Genomic DNA, 19,407 nt, shown 5'->3' with positions numbered 1-19,407 from the left:
ATGTCCGAAAACAGACAATATAATACAGGCACTTTTTAAAATATAAAAAATAATAATAAAAAGCACTAATAACAAAGAGTTGCATTCAATCGAAACAAAAGAAACGCAAGGCGAAAGATCATCAGAAATTATTAAATAAAAGCGAATGAGAAATATAACATATAAATAATAATAGCAATTTTAAAAAAACAATGAGAAGGATTAGGATATTACCAGGGCTAGCTATATCCAGATTCAGATAATTTTCGCGCGATATTATAATGTAAACTTATTTCAGGAAGTAAAATATAAAACCATAAATAATACCGCTCCTACCGCCCTGCATTCTCAACCTAAACGACAACTTTAGTAAAACAGTCCGGCTGCATTTCAGGTACACTGTCCCTCTTCGATTCACTACCTCAGGCATATCATGACCGATTTAATTGCTCGTCCCCGTCGCCTGCGCAAAACCCCGGCGTTGCGCGCATTATTTGAAGAGACAACCCTGTCCCTGAACGATCTGGTGTTGCCGATTTTTGTTGAAGAAGAGATCGACGACTACAAAGCCATCGACGCCATGCCGGGCGTGATGCGCATTCCTGAGAAGCATCTGGCGCGCGAAATTGAACGCATTGCCAACGCAGGCATCCGCTCAATCATGACCTTCGGCATCTCCCACCATACCGACGCCACCGGCAGCGATGCCTGGAAAGAGGATGGTCTGGTGGCGCGTATGTCGCGCATCGCCAAACAGACGGTGCCAGAGATGGTCGTCATGTCCGACACCTGCTTCTGCGAATATACCTCCCACGGCCACTGCGGCGTGCTGTGCGATCACGGTGTGGATAACGATGCCACTCTGGAGAACCTGGGCAAACAGGCGGTGGTGGCTGCCGCCGCAGGCGCGGACTTTATCGCTCCGTCTGCTGCTATGGATGGCCAGGTGCAGGCCATTCGCCAGGCGCTGGATGCCGCTGGCTTCACTGATACTGCGATCATGTCCTACTCCACCAAGTTCGCCTCCTCCTTCTACGGTCCGTTCCGTGAAGCGGCCGGTACCGCCCTGAAGGGCGATCGCAAAACCTACCAGATGAACCCGCTCAACCGCCGCGAAGCGATCCGTGAGTCGCTGCTCGACGAAGCGCAGGGCGCTGACTGCCTGATGGTGAAACCGGCGGGCGCCTATCTGGATATCCTGCGCGACATCCGCGAGCGCACCGAACTGCCGCTGGGCGCCTATCAGGTGAGCGGCGAGTACGCGATGATCAAATTCGCCGCCCAGGCGGGGGCGATCGACGAAGAGAAAGTGATCCTCGAAAGCCTGGGGGCGATCAAGCGCGCCGGCGCGGATCTGATCTTCAGCTACTTCGCGCTGGATCTGGCCGAGAAGAAAATTCTGCGTTAATCCCTATTGCCGGGTGGCGGCTTCGCCTTACCCGGCCTACGGACCTGGAACACAAGCTTCACCCCCCTGCAATACAATCGACATCTGGCGCTTCTACTGTCTCAGCAGAACAGGAGAAGGAGCCACCATGTTTAGTCTCGACAGCGTTCTCGATGACCTTTGGCCGCAGGCAAAACCTGCACCCTGGCAAAAAAGCGTGTTAAAGAAGCTCTTATACGAAGCGGAATTTCAGCAATTTGCCGCCGACCACCGTCACCTGAAAGGGCTCGATATGGTGGAACAGATTCTGGAGCATCTTGATATCCTCTGTACCCTTCCGGCTCACGACCTCGAACAGATCCCCGCCCACGGCCCGCTGATTGTTATCGCGAATCACCCCACCGGTACGCTGGACGGACTGGCGCTGCTGTATGCCCTCTCCCGCGTGCGCCGGGACGTGAAAGTGGTGACCAACCGCATGCTGACGCATCTGGCGCCGTTGAGTGCGCTGTTTATTCCGGTGGATAACATGGGCGGACGGACAGGGAAATCGTCGTTCGCCCTGATGGAGCAGCAGCTGCAAAATGGTGGGGTGCTGATCTTCTTCCCGGCGGGGGAGGTCTCCCGCCCCACGCGCACCGGGATCCGCGATAAAAAGTGGCACCCCGGCTTTATCAAACTGGCGGGCAAATTCCGCGCCCCGCTGCTGCCGATTAATATCCCCGCCCGCAACAGCCTGCTGTTTTATGCCACCACCCTGCTCTCGCCGCAGCTGTCGATGCTGCTGCTGATGCAGCAGATGTTTCGCCGTCGCCACAGCCGCCTGCCGGTGAAAATCGGCCAGCAGATCGGCTGGCACCACTGGTACAGCCCCACGCTCTCCGCCCGGGAGCTGGCCGAGCAGTGCCGCCAGCACGTGCTGCGCCTCGGCAAGGGACTGCCGGGTGTGTTCAAAACCGAGTCCGCCATTGCCCGCCCGGAAGACCGTGCCACCCTGAAGCGCGCCCTGGCGCAGGCGGAGCGTCTGGGCATTACCGCCGATGGCAAAAGCATCTATCTGTGGCAGCGCAACGGCCAGGAAGAGGTGCCGATCCTGCGCGAGCTGGGCCGCCTGCGGGAGATTGCTTTTCGCGCCGTGGGCGAAGGCAGCGGTAAACGGCGCGATACCGATCGCTATGATGATGACTATCTGCACCTGATTTTATGGGATGACGACGATCTGGAGATTGTCGGCGCCTACCGCTTTATGCCGACCGCCTTCCAGGGACGGGATGCCCTCTACAGCCACAGCCTGTTTCACTACGGCGACGACATGGATGAGATCCTGGAGCACGGGATTGAACTGGGGCGCAGCTTTATTCAGCCGCGCTACTGGGGACGCCGCGGGCTCGACTACCTGTGGTCCGGCATTGGCGCTTATCTGGCGCGTTACCCGCACTATCGTTACCTGTTCGGACCGGTCTCCATCTCCGGGGGATTACCGCCCGCGGCGCGGGATCTGCTGGTGGCCTTTTACCGGCTCTGGTTCCCGGCCACTCATCCGCTGGCGACCTCGCGCCGCCCGTACCCCGCCTCATTGCCCGACGTGCTGTCGCAGTTTGGGGGCGAAGATTATGTGGAGGATCTGACCCGGCTGAAATCACTGCTTGGCAATCTGGGATGCGGCATCCCGCCGCTGTACAAGCAGTATTCCGAGCTGTGCGAGCCCGGCGGCGTGCAGTTTATCGATTTTGGCAGCGACCCGGCGTTCAACAACTGCGTGGACGGGCTGGTGCTGGTGGATTTGTGTTATCTGAAAGCCAGCCGTTATCAGCGGTATATCGAAGCCCATTTGTAGCGCCCGGTGGCGGCTTCGCCTTACCGGGCCTACGGGTGCCTCTGTCATGGGGCACGATAAAATGGCTTATCCCCTAAAATCGTTGCCCGCTGCATTATCCGCCGCTGCGGCAGGTAATCGGCATTGGCGTAATGCTGCGTCACCCGGTTATCCCAGATCGCCAGATCGTTCTCCTGCCAGCGCCAGCGCACCTGAAACTCCGGTTTGGTGATATGGGCGAAGAGGAAACCTAACAGCGCCTCGCTCTCTTTCACGCTCAGGTCAACAATTCGCGTGGTAAAGCCTTCGTTGACGAACAGCGCCTGCTTGCCGCTCACCGGATGGGTGCGCACCACCGGGTGCAGCAGCGGCGGATGCTTTGCCACCGCCTCCCGCCAGCGCTGGTGCTCCTCTTCCGTTTTACGGTACTTATACTCCGGGAACGATTTTTTGAAATCGTGCTCCGCCCGCAGGCCGCTCAGCAGCTGCTGGAACGGGGTGGATAACGCCTCAAAGGCGGCAATTCCACTGGCCCACAGCGTATCTCCCCCGCTCTGCGGCAGCTGTTTCGCCGCGAGGATCGCCCCGGCGGGCGGGGTCTCGATAAAGGTGACATCGGTATGCCAGTTGTCGTTATCCGGTGGATTATCGTTATGGGTATCCAGCACGATGATCTCCTCCACCCCCTCGGCATGGGGATAGACCGGGTGGATATGCAGATCGCCGAACCGCAGCGCCAGGGCGCGCTGCTGCTGGGGCGTCACCGCCTGCTCGCGCAGGAATACCACCTGATGGCGCAACACCGCGTGATAGAGCTGCTCAAACTGGTTATCGCTTAATGGGCGGGTCACATCCAGCCCGGAAATTTGCGCGCCGATATACGGCCCCAGCGGGGTAATGGTCAGACGTTCACTCATTGTATCTCTCCATGCCAGGGCGTCAGGCGGCGCTGTAGCGCGCGCAGCCCCAGTTCTAATCCGAAGGCGATCACGGCGATCGCCGCGATCCCTGCCAGTACCACGTCCGTCGCCAGGAACTCCCCCGCCGACTGGACCATAAAGCCTAATCCGCGCGTGGCGGCGATGAGCTCAGCCGCCACCAGCGTTGACCAGCCGACGCCGAGGCCGATGCGCAGCCCGGTCAGGATCTCCGGCAGCGCGCCGGGCAAAATCACAAACCACAGCACCTGCGCACGGCTGGCGCCCAGCGACTGCGCCGCGCGGATCCGCACCTGCTGGGCGCTTTTGACCCCCGCCAGCGCAGACATTGCCACCGGGGCGAAAATCGCCAGGTAGATCAGCAGGATCTTCGAGGTCTCGCCGATGCCAAACCAGATCACCATCAGGGGCAGATACGCCAGCGGCGGCACCGGACGATAAAGTTCGATCAGCGGATCGAGAATGCCCCGCACCGTCGGGCTCAAGCCCATCGCAATGCCCACCGGGATCCCGACGATCGTCGCCGCCAGCAGCGCCACCAGAATGCGCTCCAGACTGGCCGCCAGATGCTGCCACAGAGTGGCATCCATAAACCCTTGCGGACCGGCGATGGTAAAGAGTTTCCCCAGCACCTGGCCCGGCGGCGGCAGGAAGAGCGGGCTTATCCACTGCGCCGCCGCCACTGCCCACCACACCGCAAGCAGCACCAACAGGGTGGTGACGCTGAGCGTCAACGAACGGGAAAAGGGCCAGCGCAGGGTCAGCCGTTTGCGCGCCGTTTTGTCATTGACCACAATGCTCATGAGAAGGCCTCCCGCTGTTCAAACACGCGGCTCAGCACATATTCGCGCCGGGCAATAAAATCGGGGTCGGACTTGATGCTGCGCACCGGCTCGCCCGCCACGAAGCGGCGGGCAAAGTTGAGCGGCAGACGCTCCAGCACCCGCCCAGGCCCCGGCGAGAGCAGCACCAGCCCGGTGGCCATAAACACCGCTTCTTCGATGTCGTGAGTGATGAGTAGCACCTGCTTGCCGGTCTCATGCCACAGGCGTAGCAGCAGAGTTTGCATCTGCTCGCGGGTAAAGGCGTCCAGCGCACCGAAAGGTTCATCCAGCAGCAACAGCTGCGGATTGGCCGCCAGCGCCCGGGCGATGCCGACGCGCTGACGCTGGCCGCCGGAGAGCTGCCAGATAAAGCGTTTTTCCGCCCCTTCCAGCCCGACTTTTTTCAGCATCTCCCGTGCGGTTGCCAGCCGCTCATCACGCGACGTGCCCGCCAGTTGTAGCCCGAAGGCGACGTTCTCCTGCACGTTACGCCAGGGCAGCAACCCTTCGTTCTGAAAGACCACACCGCGCTCGGCACCGGGTCCGACCACCTTTTTCCCTGCCAGCTGGATAGCGCCATGCTGATAAGGTACAAACCCGGCGATCAGATTCAGCAGCGTGGTCTTCCCGCAGCCGGACGGACCGAGCACCACCAGCAGCTCGCCGCTGTCCAGCGTCAGGTTGATATCCTCCAGCGCAGGCTTGCCAGCGTAATCGGCGTAGAGATTTGTAATATTCAGCATCCGGCCCTCCTTACTTCACAAAGCGATCGGTGACGTACTGGCTGTAGTCCGCCGCCACCGCGGGCACTTTGCCCTGCTCTTTCAGGAACCCTGCGGTATCAACAATCGCTTTATTCACCGGGCCTGACAGCTGCTGCAACTGCTGGGCAGGCGTCAGGTAGGTATTGCCTTTTACCAGACCCGGCACGTCGGCTTCCGGCACCCCGCTCAGGCGGGCCAGTTTTTCGATATTGGCGGGCTGTTTCAGCCATTCATCCGGGTTGGCAATGTAGGGCTGCTGAGCGTCGATGGCGCTTCTGGCGAAGGCTTTCACCACCTCCGGGTGTTTCCCGGCAAAGTCTTTACGCACCACCCACACGTCGAGGGTTGGCGATCCCCACTGGCCCACCTGGGCGGAGTCGGTCAGCACGCTGCCGTCCTTTTGCAGTTCGTTTACCGCCGGGGACCAGACATAAGCCCCGTCGATATCGCCACGCTGCCAGGCGGCGATGATCGCCGGAGGTTGCAGGTTGATGATCTCCACCTGGCCCGGTTTGATCCCCCAGTGTTTCAGGGCGGCGAGCAGGCTGTAATGGGTGGTGGAGATAAAGGGCACCGCGATGCGTTTGCCGATCAGATCGTCTGGCTTCGTGATGTTTTTCTTCCCCACCAGCGCTTCGGAATTACCGAGCTGCGAGGCCAGCAGGAAAACTTCAATCGGCACCTGCTGACTGGCGGCCACCGCCAGCGGGCTGGAGCCGAGATTGCCAATCTGCACGTCGCCGGAAGCCAGCGCCCGCACGATGGCCGCGCCGCTGTCGAACTTACGCCAGTCCACGTTGGCGCCGCTCGTTTTCTCAAAGGTTTTATCCGCCTGGGCCACTTTCGCGGGCTCAGCGGAAGTTTGATACGCAACGGTGACATCTACCGCCTGCGCCTGGAATACCCACAGCGCCAGGGCGCCGAGTAAGGTGATACGCGATGAAATTGCCATGGTGTCTGCTCCCCTCTGTTGTTATGGAGGCAGTATTTCCGCGGCGAGAATTTTGATAAAGGAATTAAAAAGCATCGTTAATGCCGAATCGTTTTTAGAAAAAAAGCGGCAATAGATAGTTGGATTTTAGGGATTGGGGTGAGGGCTATTTGACTCGTGTGGGCAAAGAAATATGTAACGGTAGAGGTAGTTCCGTTCACTTCACGGTCCGTGCTGCTCTGGTATACCAGAACCGGTGAACGTGCCAGGGGGGTGGCGGCTACGCCTTACCCGGTCTACTTTACTACCCAAACCTTTATTGCAATTTTGTTACATCCGTTACATAACCGCAGCTGCACAATTGCCAGCCAACCATTGACAGGCATCATAGGCGAATGACTTCGTAAAGGTATCTGAGATGATCAAAGTGGTGCTGGTGGACGACCATGTGGTGGTGCGTTCCGGGTTCGCCCAGCTGTTAAATCTGGAAGACGATCTGGTGGTGGAAGGCCAGTACAGCAGCGCCGCAGAGGCCTGGGCCGCCCTTAGCCGCGAGGCCATCGATGTGGCGGTGCTCGACGTCGCCATGCCCGATGAGAACGGCCTGAGCCTGCTCAAACGCCTGCGCCAGCAGCGCCCGGGATTTCGCGCCATTATCCTCAGCATCTACGACACCCCCGCCTTTGTGCAGAGCGCGCTGGACGCCGGGGCCAGCGGCTATCTCACCAAGCGCTGCGGCCCGGAGGAGCTGGTCCAGGCGGTCCGATCCGTCGGCATGGGCGGACACTATCTGTGTGCCGATGCGGTTAAAGCCCTGCGCGGCGGTGAGCCGGTATCACAGGCGCTGGCGGTACTGACCCCGCGCGAGAAAGAGGTGTTCGAGCTGCTGGTCCAGGGCAAAAGCGTGAAGGAGATTGCCTTCCAGCTTGAGCTCAGCCACAAAACTGTCCATGTTCATCGCGCCAACGTGCTGGGCAAACTGCAGTGCAGCAGCACCATTGAGCTGGTGCACTTTGCCCTCGATCACCAGCTGCTGACGGGCCACTAATGCGGCGCGCCCTGCGGCACATCATCCTCTCGCTGTTTATTATGCTGGCCTGGGGCACCGGCTGGCTGATGCTGTGGACGCTGAGCTTTTACCTCACCCGCAACGGGCAGCAGGCGGCCCTGTTTTTGCCTCAGGGCGTCTATCTGGCGCTGCTGATTGTGCTTTCGCGCCGCTTCTGGCCGGCGCTGATCCTCCCTCCGCTGTCGGCGATGTTCTGGCTGCACGGCGAACAGCTGCTGACTCATCACCTGATTCTGGTGGTGCCCCTGGCAGGCACCGTCTGCGCGTGGCTGGCGCAGCGCTACTGGCACCGCTATCCCCTCTACTGGCAGCGTCTGTCGCTGCTGATCGCGGCAGTGACCCTCAATGCCCTGCTCCAGACCCTGATCCTGGCGCCGTTCCTTGAAAGCCCGGCCACCCTGCTGGTGCTGGCCTCCTTTACCGGCGGGGTGCTGCTGACGCCGTTCGTCTACCTCGTGTTTGAGTTTTTGCGCCAGCAGCATCGCTACCATCTGCTGGGGCTCGATACCAGCAACCCGCCGCTGCGCACCTCGCTTATCATCTGGTGTAGCCTCTTTTTTATCATCGGTATCGGCACCCAGATGGTGCTCTCCCCCTCCCTGGAGCGGCTGCTGCTGATTGTGGTGTTTCTGCCCAACGTGGTGATGGCGTGGAAGTTTGGCTGGCAGGGGGGCGTGCTCTCCGGGCTGCTGGGCAGCATGATGATCACTATTGCCCGTCAGGTCGGCGTAGGGTTCAGCGATCTGCTGGAGCTGGAAATTTTTCTCGCCACCCAGTCGCTGCTGGGGATTGGGCTGGGGATCGCTATCAGCCGCCAGCAACATCTGGCGATGAACCTCGATCACTATCGTCGTCGGCTGGAGGCAGAATTGCAGGCCCGACGCGAGCTGACCGAAAAGCTGATCCATACCGAAGAAGATACCCGCAAGCACCTGGCCCGGGAGCTGCACGACGAGATTGGGCAGAACATCACCGCCATTCAGATCCAGTCCCAGTTGGTAAAACGGGCGGGGGATAATCCGCAGGCGTTAGAGGCCGCCGGGCAGATCAACGAGCTGGCCCGCCGCATTCACCACTCCACCCGCCAGCTGCTGCGCCAGCTTCGCCCCCCGGTGCTGGACGAGCTCTCCCTGAACGAGGCGCTGCACCACCTGGTGAACGAGTTCGCCTTTGCCGAGCGCGGCATTCAGTGTCGGTTTGACTACCGGCTCACCGCTCCGCCGCAGAGTGAAACCCTGGTCTTCACCCTCTATCGCTTACTCCAGGAGCTGCTGAATAACGTCAGCAAACATGCCGATGCCAGCGAGGTCAGCGTCCTGCTCTGTGAGCAGGATAACCAGCTGCGGCTGGAGGTTAAGGATAACGGCAACGGTATCAGCATGCAGCAGATCCCCGGCTTCGGCATCCAGGGGATGCGCGAGCGGGTGCATGCCCTGGGCGGCGAGTTCACCCTGGAGTCCCAGGGCGGCACACGCGTAATTGTTAACCTGCCCACAGTTTTGCAACAAACACACCGCTAACCAGGAAAAAGTCTTAGTCACGCCAGACTTTCTCTCATCCCTTTTTCGTCGCGCTTTCATACAGTCATTGCAAATGGAGAACGCCATGCCCGCACTGTCAGCTGAACAGGTTACACAACGCTACCGCCGGCTGCGCCCGCGACTGCTGCTCTGCATGGTCACTGGCTACGCCGCGTTTTACCTGACGCGTAAAAGCCTCAACTACGTGCTGCCCGCATTGCAGTTGGATCTGGGGTTAAGCAAGAGCGATATCGGCCTGATCGGATCGCTGTTCTACCTCAGCTACGGCCTGTCGAAATTTGCCGCCGGACTGTGGCACGACAGCAAGGGCCAGCGGGCGTTTATGGGCATCGGCCTGATGGCGACCGGGGTACTGAACGTGCTGTTCGCCTTCGGCGACTCCCTGCCCCTGCTGCTGTTTATCTGGACGCTGAACGGCTTCTTTCAGGGATGGGGATGGCCGCCCTGCGCCAGGTTGCTCACCCACTGGTATTCGCGCAACGAGCGCGGCTTCTGGTGGGGGTGCTGGAACACCTCCATCAACATCGGCGGGGCGATTATTCCGCTGATCTGCGCCTTCGCCGCCCATCGCTGGGGCTGGCAGGCGGCGATGCTGACACCGGGGATCATCAGTATCGTGCTCGGCCTGTGGCTGACCACACAACTGCGGGGCACACCGCAGGAAGAGGGTCTGCCGACGGTCGGGGAGTGGCGCAACGATCCGCTGGAGTTGCGCCAGGAGCAGCAGAGCCCGCCGATGGGGCTGTGGCAGATGTTACGCACCACCATGCTGCAAAACCCGATGATCTGGCTGCTCGGGGCCTCCTATGTGCTGGTCTATCTGATCCGCATCGCCCTCAACGACTGGGGCAACATCTGGCTGGCGGAGAGCCACGGGGTGAACCTGCTGAGCGCCAACGCCACGGTGATGCTGTTCGAGGTGGGCGGCCTGCTGGGGGCACTCTTCGCCGGATGGGGGTCGGATCTGCTGTTCAGCGGCCAGCGGGCGCCGATGATTTTGCTGTTTACGCTGGGGCTGATGGTGTCGGTCGCCGCCCTGTGGCTGGCCCCGGTTCACCACTACGCCCTGCTGGCGATGTGCTTTTTTACGGTGGGATTTTTTGTCTTTGGTCCGCAGATGCTCATCGGCCTTGCCGCCGTGGAGTGCGGGCACAAGCAGGCAGCAGGCTCGATTACCGGTTTTCTTGGCGTGTTTGCCTATCTGGGGGCGGCGCTGGCCGGGTGGCCGCTGTCGCAGGTTATCGAACGCTACGGCTGGTCGGGAATGTTCAGTTTGCTCTCCATCGCCGCCGTACTGATGGGTTTACTCCTGATGCCGCTGCTGATGGCGGGCATCACCGCTTCTCGCAGTCACATAACGTCATAAAAAGGGCTGAATAATGAAAACAACGCTTCTCTCTACCCTCATTGCTTCCGGGATCGCGCTGGCAACCTTAACCGGTGCCGCACAGGCCAAAGGCCGCCTGGTGGTCTACTGCAGCGCCACCAACGAAATGTGCGAGGCCGAAACCAAAGCGTTTGGCGACAAGTACGACGTCAAAACCTCGTTTATCCGCAACGGCTCCGGCAGTACGCTGGCGAAAGTGGATGCCGAGAAGAAAAACCCGCAGGCTGACGTCTGGTACGGCGGCACCCTGGACCCGCAGTCTCAGGCCGGTGAGATGGGGCTGCTGCAGCCGTACAAATCGAAAAACCTGGAGCAGATCATGGAGAAATTCCGCGATCCGGCCAAGGTGAAAGGCAACCTCTCCTCTGCGGTGTACGTGGGCATTCTGGGCTTTGGCGTCAACACCCAGCGCCTGAAAGAGAAAAACCTGCCGGTACCGCAGTGCTGGAAAGATCTGACCAAACCGGAGTACAAGGGCGAGATCCAGATTGCCGATCCGCAAAGCTCCGGCACCGCCTACACCGCGCTGGCGACCTTCGTCCAGCTGTGGGGGGAAGACCAGGCTTTCGACTACCTCAAACAGCTGAACGGCAACGTCTCCCAGTACACCAAATCGGGCATCGCCCCGGCGCGTAACGCCGCCCGCGGTGAAACGGCCATCGGCATCGGCTTCCTGCACGACTACTCGCTGGAAAAAGAGCAGGGCGCACCGCTGGAGCTGATCTCCCCGTGCGAAGGCACCGGGTATGAGATTGGCGGCGTCAGCATCCTGAAAGGGGCGCGCAACGAAGAGAACGCGAAGCTCTTCGTGGATTGGGTGCTGTCGAAAGAGGCCCAGGAGCTGGCGTGGAAGCAGGGCAAGTCCTATCAGATCCTGACCAACACCACCGCAGAGACCTCGCCGAACTCGCTGAAGCTCGATGACCTGAAGCTCATCAGCTACGACATGGATAAGTACGGATCGACGGACGTGCGTAAAGCGTTGATCAACAAGTGGGTCAGCGACGTGAAGATGGGTAAATAAGCCCGCTATTGCTCCTTTGCCGGGTGGCGCTACGCTTACCCGGCCTACAACACCGGAATACCTATGTCACAGACACTCGCTCTCCATCCCGTAAAAAAACGGGATGCGGTCTTCCTTTGGGTTTTTGTTAGCTGGCTGGCGTTTGCCCTTCTGCCGAGCTGGAGCCTGGATTACGGCCTGCTGGAGTCCACCGGCGACGAGATCCTCGACGCCTACAGTTGGTCTCACTTCAACATCAGCTGGCTGTGGTATCTGCTCCCCACCCTGCTGCTGGTGCGCCCGTTCACCGAGGCGAAGCGCGAGCAGCGTAGCCGCCACTACCTGGACGCCGGCTGGGCGCTGCTGTGCATGGCCTTTGTGGTCATCAGCGCCACCCTCGAAGGACGCGGCCTGGGCTACGCCACCATCGTGCTGTTTGTAGCGCTGGGGGCGATCATGACCCTGGCCCTGACCCGCCTCGAGTGGCTGGGCGGCGACCGCTTTGTCATCGGCTCGCTGATTACCATCGTCGCCCTGATCGGCATCTTTATCGTCTGGCCGAGCATCGCCATCTTTATTCCGATGTTCACCAACGACGCCGGGGAGTTCGCGCCGCTGGCGTTTATGAATGTGCTCTCCCAGGCGCATATCATCCAGGTGATCATCAACTCGATCCTGCTCTCGATCGCCGTCGGCATCGGCTGCACCTTCTTCGGCCTGGTGCTGGCGATCTACACCACCCGCATCGCCAGACGCAGCGCCATTATTGGCCGTATTTTCTCCATCCTGCCGATTGTTACCCCGCCGTTCGTGGTAGGTCTCGGCGTGACGCTGATGATGGGTCGCTCCGGCTATATTACGGAGCTGATGGTGGACTGGTTTGGGCTGACCAATACCAACTGGCTGTATGGCTTCACCGGTATCTGGCTGGCGCAAGTGCTGGCCTTTACGCCGATGGCCTTTATGATCCTCGACGGGGCGATCAAGACCATTCATCCGTCGCTGGAGGAGGCGTCGTACACCCTGCGCGCCAGCCGCTGGCAGACCTTTAACGGCGTCTTTGTCCCGCTGCTCAAGCCCGCGCTGGCCAACGCCTTTTTGATTGTCATCGTCCAGTCGCTGGCCGACTTCAGTAACCCGCTGGTGCTGGGGGGTAACTTCGACGTGCTGGCGACGCAGATCTACTTCTACATCACCGGCTCTCAGCTCGACTATCAGGCCGCCAGCACCCTCGGCGCCTTTCTGCTGCTCTTCTCCCTGCTGGTGTTCTGCATTCAGTATATGTGGATCGGCAAGCGCTCCTACGTCACCGTCTCCGGCAAGTCCTACCGCGGCGACGTCCAGCCCCTGCCGGTCACCCTGGTGTGGAGCGTGGTCGCCCTGCTGGCGGTGTGGATCGCCTTTAACGCCCTGCTTTACGGCAGCATTTTCTACGGCAGCTTTACCGTCAACTGGGGGGTGGATTACACCCTGACGCTGGATAACTTTATCAAGCTCTTCGGCCAGGGGATGAGCGACGGGGCATGGCCTTCACTGCTCGATACCCTGCTCTACGCCGGGATTGCGGCACCGATCACCGCCGCCTTCGGTCTGCTGATCGCCTGGGTGGTGGTGCGCCAGCAGTTCAGGGGTAAAAAGACCATCGAGTTCACTACCATGCTCTGCTTTGCGGTACCGGGTACCGTGGCGGGGGTGTCATACATCCTCGCCTTTAACAGCGCCCCGGTCTACCTGACCGGCACCGCCGCCATCGTCATTATCTCCATGGTGATGCGTAACGTGCCGGTGGGCATTCGCGCCGGGATCGCGGGTTTGGGCCAGATCGATAAATCGCTGGACGAAGCCTCGCTGAGCCTGCGCGCCGGGAGCCTGCGCACCATTACGCACATTCTGCTGCCGCTGCTGCGCCCGGCCATTCTGTCGGCGCTGATCTACAGCTTTGTGCGCGCCATTACCACCGTCAGCGCCATTGTGTTCCTCGTCACGCCGGATACCCGGGTGGCAACGGCCTACATTCTGAACCGCGTGGAAGACGGCGAATACGGCGTGGCGATTGCCTACGGCTCGATCCTGATTGTGGTCATGCTGGCGATCATTTTCCTCTTTGACTGGCTCATCGGTGAGGCGCGTATCTCCCGTTCAAAAGCCAAAAACCAGGCGTAACACTATGACTCAGAAACATTTCGTTGAACTGCGTAACGTGACCAAGCGCTTTGGCGCCAACACGGTGATTGAAAACATCAACCTGGCGATCCCCCAGGGGCAGATGGTGACCCTGCTCGGCCCCTCCGGCTGCGGCAAAACCACGGTGCTGCGTCTGGTGGCGGGGCTGGAAAAACCCACCGACGGGCAGATCCTCATCGACGGCGAAGACGTGACCCACCGCTCCATTCAGCAGCGTGATATCTGCATGGTATTCCAGTCTTACGCCCTCTTCCCGCACATGTCGCTGGGGGAGAACGTCGGCTACGGCCTGAAGATGCTCGGCGTGTCGCGCGCGGAGATCAAATCCCGCGTCAAAGAGGCGCTGGCGATGGTGGATCTGGAGGGCTTCGAAGACCGCTATGTGGATCAGATCTCCGGCGGCCAGCAGCAGCGCGTGGCGCTCGCCCGCGCCCTGATCCTCAAACCGAAAGTGCTGCTGTTTGATGAGCCGCTGAGTAACCTCGACGCCAACCTGCGGCGCAGCATGCGGGATAAGATCCGCGAGCTGCAAAAGCAGTTCAACATCACCTCGCTGTATGTGACCCACGACCAGAGCGAGGCCTTTGCGGTCTCGGACACCGTGCTGGTGATGAACAAGGGCAACATCATGCAGATTGGCTCCCCGCAGGATCTCTATCGCCAGCCCGCGTCGCGCTTTATGGCGAGCTTTATGGGCGATGCCAACCTGTTCCCGGCCACCTTCACCCAGGATTACGTGGCGATCCACGGCTATCGCCTGCCGCGCCCGCTCCACTTTGCCGCCCAGGGGGCTGGCACCGTTGGGGTACGCCCGGAGGCGATCACCCTGAGCCAGCACGGCGAGACGAGTCAGCGCTGCGTGATCCGCCACGTCGCCTATATGGGGCCGCAGTATGAGGTGATTGTGGAGTGGCACGGCCAGGAGATTTTGTTGCAGGTGAACGCGACAAGGCTGCAGCCGGACGTGGGGGAAGCGTATTTCCTGGAGATCCATCCGTATGGGATGTTTGTGCTGGCAGATGCGGCGTAAACGGCACCGTTTTGTTCCCTCTTCCTGTGGGAGAGGGCTGGGGTGAGGGGGAGCGTGCGGCTCCGGTGGTGGTTCCGGAGGCGTTAAAAGAAAGCCTGACGGTAAAGGATTTCCCGACCCGTCTCCCTGTGTTTGAGCCCGAGGCCGATCACCTCGGGCGCTACTGCCAGGTACTGACCCAGCAGTTGATCAGTGGCTCGCTCACCACGGACGTGGAAAGAGTCATCCAGAATCTGCCCGGAGAACGGGTCAGTTTCTACGCCGATACGCTCAAGATGCCGCGCTGGCTCAGAACCGATGAGGGGGTAATTGAACTCCTGGCGTAATGATTAATGCCCGGCGGCGCTGCGCTTGCCGGGCCTACGGTTGCCATTACCTGTTTCACTTAAAGCCTTTTAATTTTAAGCACTTTTCTGTAAACCACGCTTCCTCTCGCCTGCCGCATGCTGTACGATTAACATACAAAACCAACAGCAATTAGAGGGATACTAAATGCCAGTTGATGAAAGTATAAAACCCACATCAGGAACACCGATTGTACCTGGTGGCGTCAGACAACTAACGATAGGTGAAATTGCATTAGCCAGGACTTTATTTGGTGGAAGTCTGATCTATAGCCGCATTTGGGCACATCGTGAAGGGTATTTACCATTCAACCTGCAACCTGTAGATGTTGCAATGGCTCCTGACGGCGAATTATGGTTTAGAGAGGGAACCTATTCACCGGATTTTTCTTTAGAAAGAGACCTGCAGAAGAAACACAGATTTATGCATGAAATGGTTCATGCATGGCAAGCACAAAAGGGAATGTTTGTGAGAACCAGAGGGTTATTCTCTCGCCTGGCTGATTATAGTTACAGTTTAGACAAAGCTGATTTCCTCCATTATGGGCTAGAACAACAAGCATCAATTGCCAGCGATTATTGGCTACTTCTTACCTATGGATTTAATAGTGATACGTTATATTTAACAGAATATAGAGATTATCATCCGAATGTATCCACTTATGAACTCATTAGAAAATACAAATCAGTCCTGAAAGGATTTCCGGGATGAAGAGATTACTCACATTACCTTTTATTGTTATCCTTACGGGTTGCCCTGGTGGAGGAAAACCAGCATCAATACATCGTAGCGTGTATATGCAAGTTAACACCATCTGCTTTACTATAAACAAGAGTGATATTCTAAAACGTTATAGCATTTACTATTGGCCAAATAAAAAATACACAGTTATAGAAGCAAAAGATAATATATCTTTATCCTATCCTGACACATGTGTAAACGTTAAATTGCCAAAGGGATATAACTACAATATTGCATATAATTTAAATGGAGTCAGTTATTCTGATTCATTCTTTATCGACAACGATGGGAACAGATAATTATGTCACTACCAGCTTATTTATTTCTGTATGATGAAAATGGAATGCAAATTCCAGGAGATTGCATGGCTTTAGGCCGTGAGGGTGCAATAGAAGTTATGAATAGTAGTTACGGCGTAAGGCAGCCAGTAGACAGCAATACAGGAAACATGACAGGATGTAGACAACATAGTCCTGTAGTAATTCATAAACAACTTGATAAAACCAGCCCTTTCTTTGCTATCGCTGTGTGTGAGCAAAAGAGATTTCAAAAAGCGGTGCTTAAATATTATGAAATCGTAGAAGCAGGAATAGAGACGGAGATTTATAATATTAAGCTAGAGGGTGTTGTCGTTTCTTCTGTAGATTTCACTCATGTTTATTATCCTGGTAGTACTACCCCGAACATGCATGAAGTAGTGGGACTTAGATTCCGAGGTATTGAATGGAATTATGTAAGAGGAAATATTAAATATGATGATGCATGGATGAAGCCAGCAAAACCGAATGAGACGCAAAAATAAAGTAAATGGGGCAATCGTAGAGCCAGTCAGTGGCTTAAATGACTGGCATTACAAATTTGGTTGCCGTTTTCGTATTTGCTGCCTCTCCCATAGGGACAAAGGCTCCACAATATTTCTTAGGTCCTTAAAGCAAGCAACGTATGGTGAAAGGCCCCCTCTTCAGTCGAACGTTCCCTCATCACTCCAGCCCTCTCCATCAATGAAGAGAGAGCCGCCCGAGCAATGAATTTTTAACGAAAGTTCTTCAACCGAAACCGATAGTGCAGCGCTATTCTCAGCGCCGGGCAGTAATCTCAGCAATATCCTTCGGCGTCGTCCTGCAACACCCCCCAATCAGCTTCGTCCCCGCCGCCAGCCACTGCGGCAAATACCCCGCCAGCGTCTCGCACGCTTCCCCGTGATGATGCCAGGTTTTGCTCACCGCATCGTAATGCTCGCCCGAGTTCGGATAGACCACCAGCGGTAACGCGGTCAGGCTTTGCAGGTGTTGCAGCGCGCTAGTGGTCTTCTCCAGCGCGATACAGTTAATCCCCAGCGCAATCACCTGCGGATAAGTCGCCAGCACCGACACCACCTCGCGCAGCGGCGTGCCGTCGCTCAGGTGCTCGCTGTCGCGCAGCGTAAACGAGAACCACGCCCGGGCGCGCGGGTAGGCCGTCAGCAGATCCGCCAGAGCCTTAATTTCAGCAAACGATGGCAGGGTTTCGCAGGCCAGCAGATCCGCCCCGGCATCCAGCAACGCCTCTACCCGCGGACGATGAAAGGCGGTAAAGACCTCTGCGCTGCGTACATAATCGCCGCGGTATTCCGACCCGTCCGCCAGGAATGCGCCATAGGGCCCGACCGAACCGGCCACCAGCCGCGTGCCGGCCTGCGGGTTTTCCGCCAGATACGCTTCCCGCGCCTTGCGCGCCAGCTCAACGCTTTTGCTAATCAGCGCCCGGGAGTGCGCCTCGTCCAGCCCGCGGGCGGCAAACCCCTCCGGCGTGGCCTGATAGCTGGCGGTGATCGCCACCTGCGCCCCGGCACGGAAGTAGTCGAGGTGTACGTCGCGGATCAGCTCCGGGTCCTCCATTAATACCTTCGCCGACCACAGGCTGTCGGCCAGGTTACAGCCGCGCGCTTCCAGCTCCGTTGCCATCGCACCGTCCAGGACCACAAAGGGCTGGCTTTCAAGGAGGGCGGTAAGCGGATTATTCTGCGACATGTTCAGGCTCCTGGGTTTTCAGATTTTGAGTAAGGTAGTACGCGCCATAGCAGAGCGCCACAAACGGCAAACCACAGTAAAGGGCAATGCGCTGGCTCGGGTCAAAGGCCAGGCCGACGCAGGCCACCAGGCAGAGGATAAAGCCCAGTACCGGCACCAGCGGATACCACGGGGCGCGGTAGTGCAGATCGCCGAGCGGTTTGCCCGCCTGCAGATGGCGACGGCGGAAGACAAAGTGCGAGGCGCAGATGCTGATCCACACTGCCACCACCGCAAAACCGGAAATCGCCGACAGCGCGACAAACACCGTATCCGGGGCCACTACGCTTGAGAAGAGCGCCAGCACGCCGCCGAGCATCGACACCGACAGCGCCGTTAGCGGCACGCCGTTTTTATTCAGCCGGGCAAAGCAGCGCGGCAGGGTGTTTTCATTCGACAGGGACCACAGCATCCGCCCGGAAGCGTAGAGTCCGGAGTTGGCCGCCGAGAGGATCGCCGTCAGGATCACAAAGTTAACGATATCCGCGGCATACGGAATGCCCACCTTCTCAAACACCAGCACGAACGGGCTTTTTTCCACCCCGGCCTGCTGCATCGGGATCAGCGCCGCCAGCACAAATACGGTGCCAATAAAGAAGATGATCAGCCGCGCAATGGTGGTGCGAATGGCGACAGGAATCACCTTGTGCGGGTTTTCGGTTTCACCCGCCGCAATGCCGATTAGCTCGGTGCCGGAGAAGGCAAAGTTAACCGCCACCATGGTCATCAGGATCGGCAGGCCGCCGTGCGGGAACCAGCCTTCGGCGGTAAGGTTGCTGAGCCCCGGCGCGGGAGAACCGTCCTGCATCGGGATAAAGCCAAAGATGGCCGCGCCGCCCAGAACAATAAAGGCGATGATGGTGATCACTTTGACCAGCGAGAACCAGAACTCCCCTTCGGCAAAGAAGCGGGTCGAGATGACGTTGAGGGCAAAAATGACCGCGCAGAAGAGTACGCACCACACCCAGACCGGCACCTGCGGGAACCAGTACTGCATGCAGAATCCGGCGGCGGTAAAGCTCGATCCCAGCGCTACCGTCCAGGTGAGCCAGTAGAGCCACGCCACGGTGTAGCCGGTTGCCGGGCCGAGATAGCGTGCGGCATAGACGTGAAAGGCGCCGGTCTCCGGCATCGCCACGGAGAGTTCGCCGAGGCACTGCATCACCAGCCAGACCACCAGCGCGCCAATCAGATAGGCCAGCAGCGTGCCCGCCGCTCCGGTGGTGGAAATAATGTAACCCGTATTAAAAAAGAGCCCGGTGCCAATCACGCCGCCAAGCGACAGCATGATCAGGTGGCGAGTCTTCATGGTGCGCTGTAGCTGTCCGTTTTGTTCTGTTTGCATATCACCTTCTATACGTATGGACATCTAAACATCCAAAAGAAGGTGTGTTTATACCGCGATTCTTAACAAATTGCT

18 protein-coding genes are annotated in these 19,407 nt (G+C 58.4%); 12 read left to right on the top strand and 6 right to left on the bottom strand.

Going from position 1 to position 19,407, the window contains the following annotated elements:
• Positions 1–412: 412 nt before the first annotated feature.
• Both hemB and GNG29_RS04860 read left to right on the top strand, forming a co-directional pair.
• Entirely contained in the window at positions 413–1,387 is a 975-nt protein-coding gene (hemB, locus tag GNG29_RS04865; protein ID WP_103178425.1) for a porphobilinogen synthase, read from the top strand.
• 127 nt (positions 1,388–1,514) lie between these two features.
• Positions 1,515–3,203, top strand: a complete 1,689-nt coding sequence (locus GNG29_RS04860; RefSeq protein WP_156653977.1) for a lysophospholipid acyltransferase family protein — start codon at positions 1,515–1,517, stop codon at positions 3,201–3,203.
• Positions 3,204–3,247: 44 nt separating this feature from the next.
• Here the strand turns inward: GNG29_RS04860 and tauD are convergent, their stop codons facing one another.
• The 4 genes from tauD to tauA are packed head-to-tail and all read right to left on the bottom strand — an operon-like array spanning position 3,248 to position 6,660.
• Positions 3,248–4,099 carry a taurine dioxygenase gene (gene tauD, locus GNG29_RS04855; RefSeq protein ID WP_103178423.1) on the bottom strand — a complete coding sequence of 284 codons (852 nt, stop codon included), beginning with the start codon at positions 4,097–4,099 and terminating at the stop codon, positions 3,248–3,250.
• Complete coding sequence (gene tauC, locus GNG29_RS04850; RefSeq protein ID WP_156653976.1) at positions 4,096–4,923, bottom strand: taurine ABC transporter permease TauC; 828 nt, start codon at positions 4,921–4,923, stop codon at positions 4,096–4,098. The genes tauD and tauC overlap by 4 nt, the downstream gene beginning before the upstream one ends.
• On the bottom strand, positions 4,920–5,687 hold the full coding sequence (tauB, locus tag GNG29_RS04845) for a taurine ABC transporter ATP-binding subunit (RefSeq protein WP_156653975.1): 768 nt from the start codon (positions 5,685–5,687) through the stop codon (positions 4,920–4,922). The genes tauC and tauB overlap by 4 nt, the downstream gene beginning before the upstream one ends.
• 10 nt (positions 5,688–5,697) lie before the next feature.
• The gene (gene tauA / locus GNG29_RS04840; protein WP_156653974.1) at positions 5,698–6,660 is read right to left on the bottom strand and encodes a taurine ABC transporter substrate-binding protein; all 963 of its coding nucleotides are present in this window, start codon (positions 6,658–6,660) and stop codon (positions 5,698–5,700) included.
• A gap of 397 nt (positions 6,661–7,057) precedes the next feature.
• On the opposite strand from tauA, the gene GNG29_RS04835 reads away from it, so the two are divergent.
• From GNG29_RS04835 to GNG29_RS04790, 10 genes are all read left to right on the top strand, one after another.
• A complete protein-coding gene (locus GNG29_RS04835) occupies positions 7,058–7,687 on the top strand; it encodes a response regulator transcription factor (protein ID WP_156653973.1) in 630 nt (209 codons plus the stop codon).
• Positions 7,687–9,228: an MASE1 domain-containing protein gene (locus tag GNG29_RS04830; RefSeq protein ID WP_156653972.1), complete on the top strand. Its 1,542-nt coding sequence runs from the start codon at positions 7,687–7,689 to the stop codon at positions 9,226–9,228. The genes GNG29_RS04835 and GNG29_RS04830 overlap by 1 nt, the downstream gene beginning before the upstream one ends.
• A gap of 85 nt (positions 9,229–9,313) precedes the next feature.
• Positions 9,314–10,615, top strand: a complete 1,302-nt coding sequence (gene uhpC / locus GNG29_RS04825; RefSeq protein ID WP_156653971.1) for an MFS transporter family glucose-6-phosphate receptor UhpC — start codon at positions 9,314–9,316, stop codon at positions 10,613–10,615.
• A gap of 13 nt (positions 10,616–10,628) precedes the next feature.
• A complete protein-coding gene (locus GNG29_RS04820; RefSeq protein WP_032616757.1) occupies positions 10,629–11,660 on the top strand; it encodes an ABC transporter substrate-binding protein in 1,032 nt (343 codons plus the stop codon).
• Positions 11,661–11,723: 63 nt separating this feature from the next.
• Complete coding sequence (locus GNG29_RS04815; protein ID WP_103178416.1) at positions 11,724–13,802, top strand: iron ABC transporter permease; 2,079 nt, start codon at positions 11,724–11,726, stop codon at positions 13,800–13,802.
• A 4-nt stretch (positions 13,803–13,806) separates the two neighbouring features.
• On the top strand, positions 13,807–14,853 hold the full coding sequence (gene fbpC, locus GNG29_RS04810) for a ferric ABC transporter ATP-binding protein (protein WP_103178415.1): 1,047 nt from the start codon (positions 13,807–13,809) through the stop codon (positions 14,851–14,853).
• An 11-nt stretch (positions 14,854–14,864) separates the two neighbouring features.
• A complete protein-coding gene (locus GNG29_RS04805; protein ID WP_139156320.1) occupies positions 14,865–15,179 on the top strand; it encodes a hypothetical protein in 315 nt (104 codons plus the stop codon).
• 166 nt (positions 15,180–15,345) lie between these two features.
• Positions 15,346–15,909 carry a type IV secretion protein Rhs gene (locus GNG29_RS04800; protein ID WP_156653970.1) on the top strand — a complete coding sequence of 188 codons (564 nt, stop codon included), beginning with the start codon at positions 15,346–15,348 and terminating at the stop codon, positions 15,907–15,909.
• The gene (locus tag GNG29_RS04795; protein WP_156653969.1) at positions 15,906–16,238 is read left to right on the top strand and encodes a putative T6SS immunity periplasmic lipoprotein; all 333 of its coding nucleotides are present in this window, start codon (positions 15,906–15,908) and stop codon (positions 16,236–16,238) included. The genes GNG29_RS04800 and GNG29_RS04795 overlap by 4 nt, the downstream gene beginning before the upstream one ends.
• Positions 16,239–16,240: 2 nt before the next feature.
• Positions 16,241–16,741, top strand: coding sequence for a type VI secretion system tube protein Hcp (locus GNG29_RS04790; protein WP_103178412.1), 501 nt, complete (start codon positions 16,241–16,243; stop codon positions 16,739–16,741).
• Between the two features lie 274 nt (positions 16,742–17,015).
• Here GNG29_RS04790 and mmuM read toward each other — a convergent pair whose 3' ends face one another.
• Positions 17,016–17,948, bottom strand: a complete 933-nt coding sequence (gene mmuM, locus GNG29_RS04785; RefSeq protein ID WP_156653968.1) for a homocysteine S-methyltransferase — start codon at positions 17,946–17,948, stop codon at positions 17,016–17,018.
• A complete protein-coding gene (gene mmuP / locus GNG29_RS04780; RefSeq protein ID WP_103178410.1) occupies positions 17,935–19,332 on the bottom strand; it encodes an S-methylmethionine permease in 1,398 nt (465 codons plus the stop codon). Before mmuP ends, mmuM begins: the two co-directional genes overlap by 14 nt.
• Positions 19,333–19,407: the final 75 nt, after the last annotated feature.

The sequence above is a fragment of the Leclercia sp. Colony189 genome (assembly GCF_009740165.1).
In the GTDB taxonomy this organism is placed as follows: Bacteria; Pseudomonadota; Gammaproteobacteria; order Enterobacterales; family Enterobacteriaceae; genus Enterobacter.
This window is presented reverse-complemented; position numbering and strand designations above follow the sequence as displayed.

Coding starts and splice junctions, on each gene's coding strand:
- GNG29_RS04860 (WP_156653977.1), top strand. CDS start 1,515: ATGTTTAGTCTCGACAGCGTTCTCGATGACCTTTGGCCGCAGGCAAAA.
- hemB (WP_103178425.1), top strand. CDS start 413: ATGACCGATTTAATTGCTCGTCCCCGTCGCCTGCGCAAAACCCCGGCG.
- GNG29_RS04830 (WP_156653972.1), top strand. CDS start 7,687: ATGCGGCGCGCCCTGCGGCACATCATCCTCTCGCTGTTTATTATGCTG.
- GNG29_RS04820 (WP_032616757.1), top strand. CDS start 10,629: ATGAAAACAACGCTTCTCTCTACCCTCATTGCTTCCGGGATCGCGCTG.
- GNG29_RS04795 (WP_156653969.1), top strand. CDS start 15,906: ATGAAGAGATTACTCACATTACCTTTTATTGTTATCCTTACGGGTTGC.
- tauC (WP_156653976.1), bottom strand. CDS start 4,923: ATGAGCATTGTGGTCAATGACAAAACGGCGCGCAAACGGCTGACCCTG.
- mmuP (WP_103178410.1), bottom strand. CDS start 19,332: ATGCAAACAGAACAAAACGGACAGCTACAGCGCACCATGAAGACTCGC.
- GNG29_RS04790 (WP_103178412.1), top strand. CDS start 16,241: ATGTCACTACCAGCTTATTTATTTCTGTATGATGAAAATGGAATGCAA.
- uhpC (WP_156653971.1), top strand. CDS start 9,314: ATGCCCGCACTGTCAGCTGAACAGGTTACACAACGCTACCGCCGGCTG.
- GNG29_RS04815 (WP_103178416.1), top strand. CDS start 11,724: ATGTCACAGACACTCGCTCTCCATCCCGTAAAAAAACGGGATGCGGTC.
- GNG29_RS04835 (WP_156653973.1), top strand. CDS start 7,058: ATGATCAAAGTGGTGCTGGTGGACGACCATGTGGTGGTGCGTTCCGGG.
- mmuM (WP_156653968.1), bottom strand. CDS start 17,948: ATGTCGCAGAATAATCCGCTTACCGCCCTCCTTGAAAGCCAGCCCTTT.
- GNG29_RS04800 (WP_156653970.1), top strand. CDS start 15,346: ATGCCAGTTGATGAAAGTATAAAACCCACATCAGGAACACCGATTGTA.
- tauD (WP_103178423.1), bottom strand. CDS start 4,099: ATGAGTGAACGTCTGACCATTACCCCGCTGGGGCCGTATATCGGCGCG.
- tauB (WP_156653975.1), bottom strand. CDS start 5,687: ATGCTGAATATTACAAATCTCTACGCCGATTACGCTGGCAAGCCTGCG.
- tauA (WP_156653974.1), bottom strand. CDS start 6,660: ATGGCAATTTCATCGCGTATCACCTTACTCGGCGCCCTGGCGCTGTGG.
- fbpC (WP_103178415.1), top strand. CDS start 13,807: ATGACTCAGAAACATTTCGTTGAACTGCGTAACGTGACCAAGCGCTTT.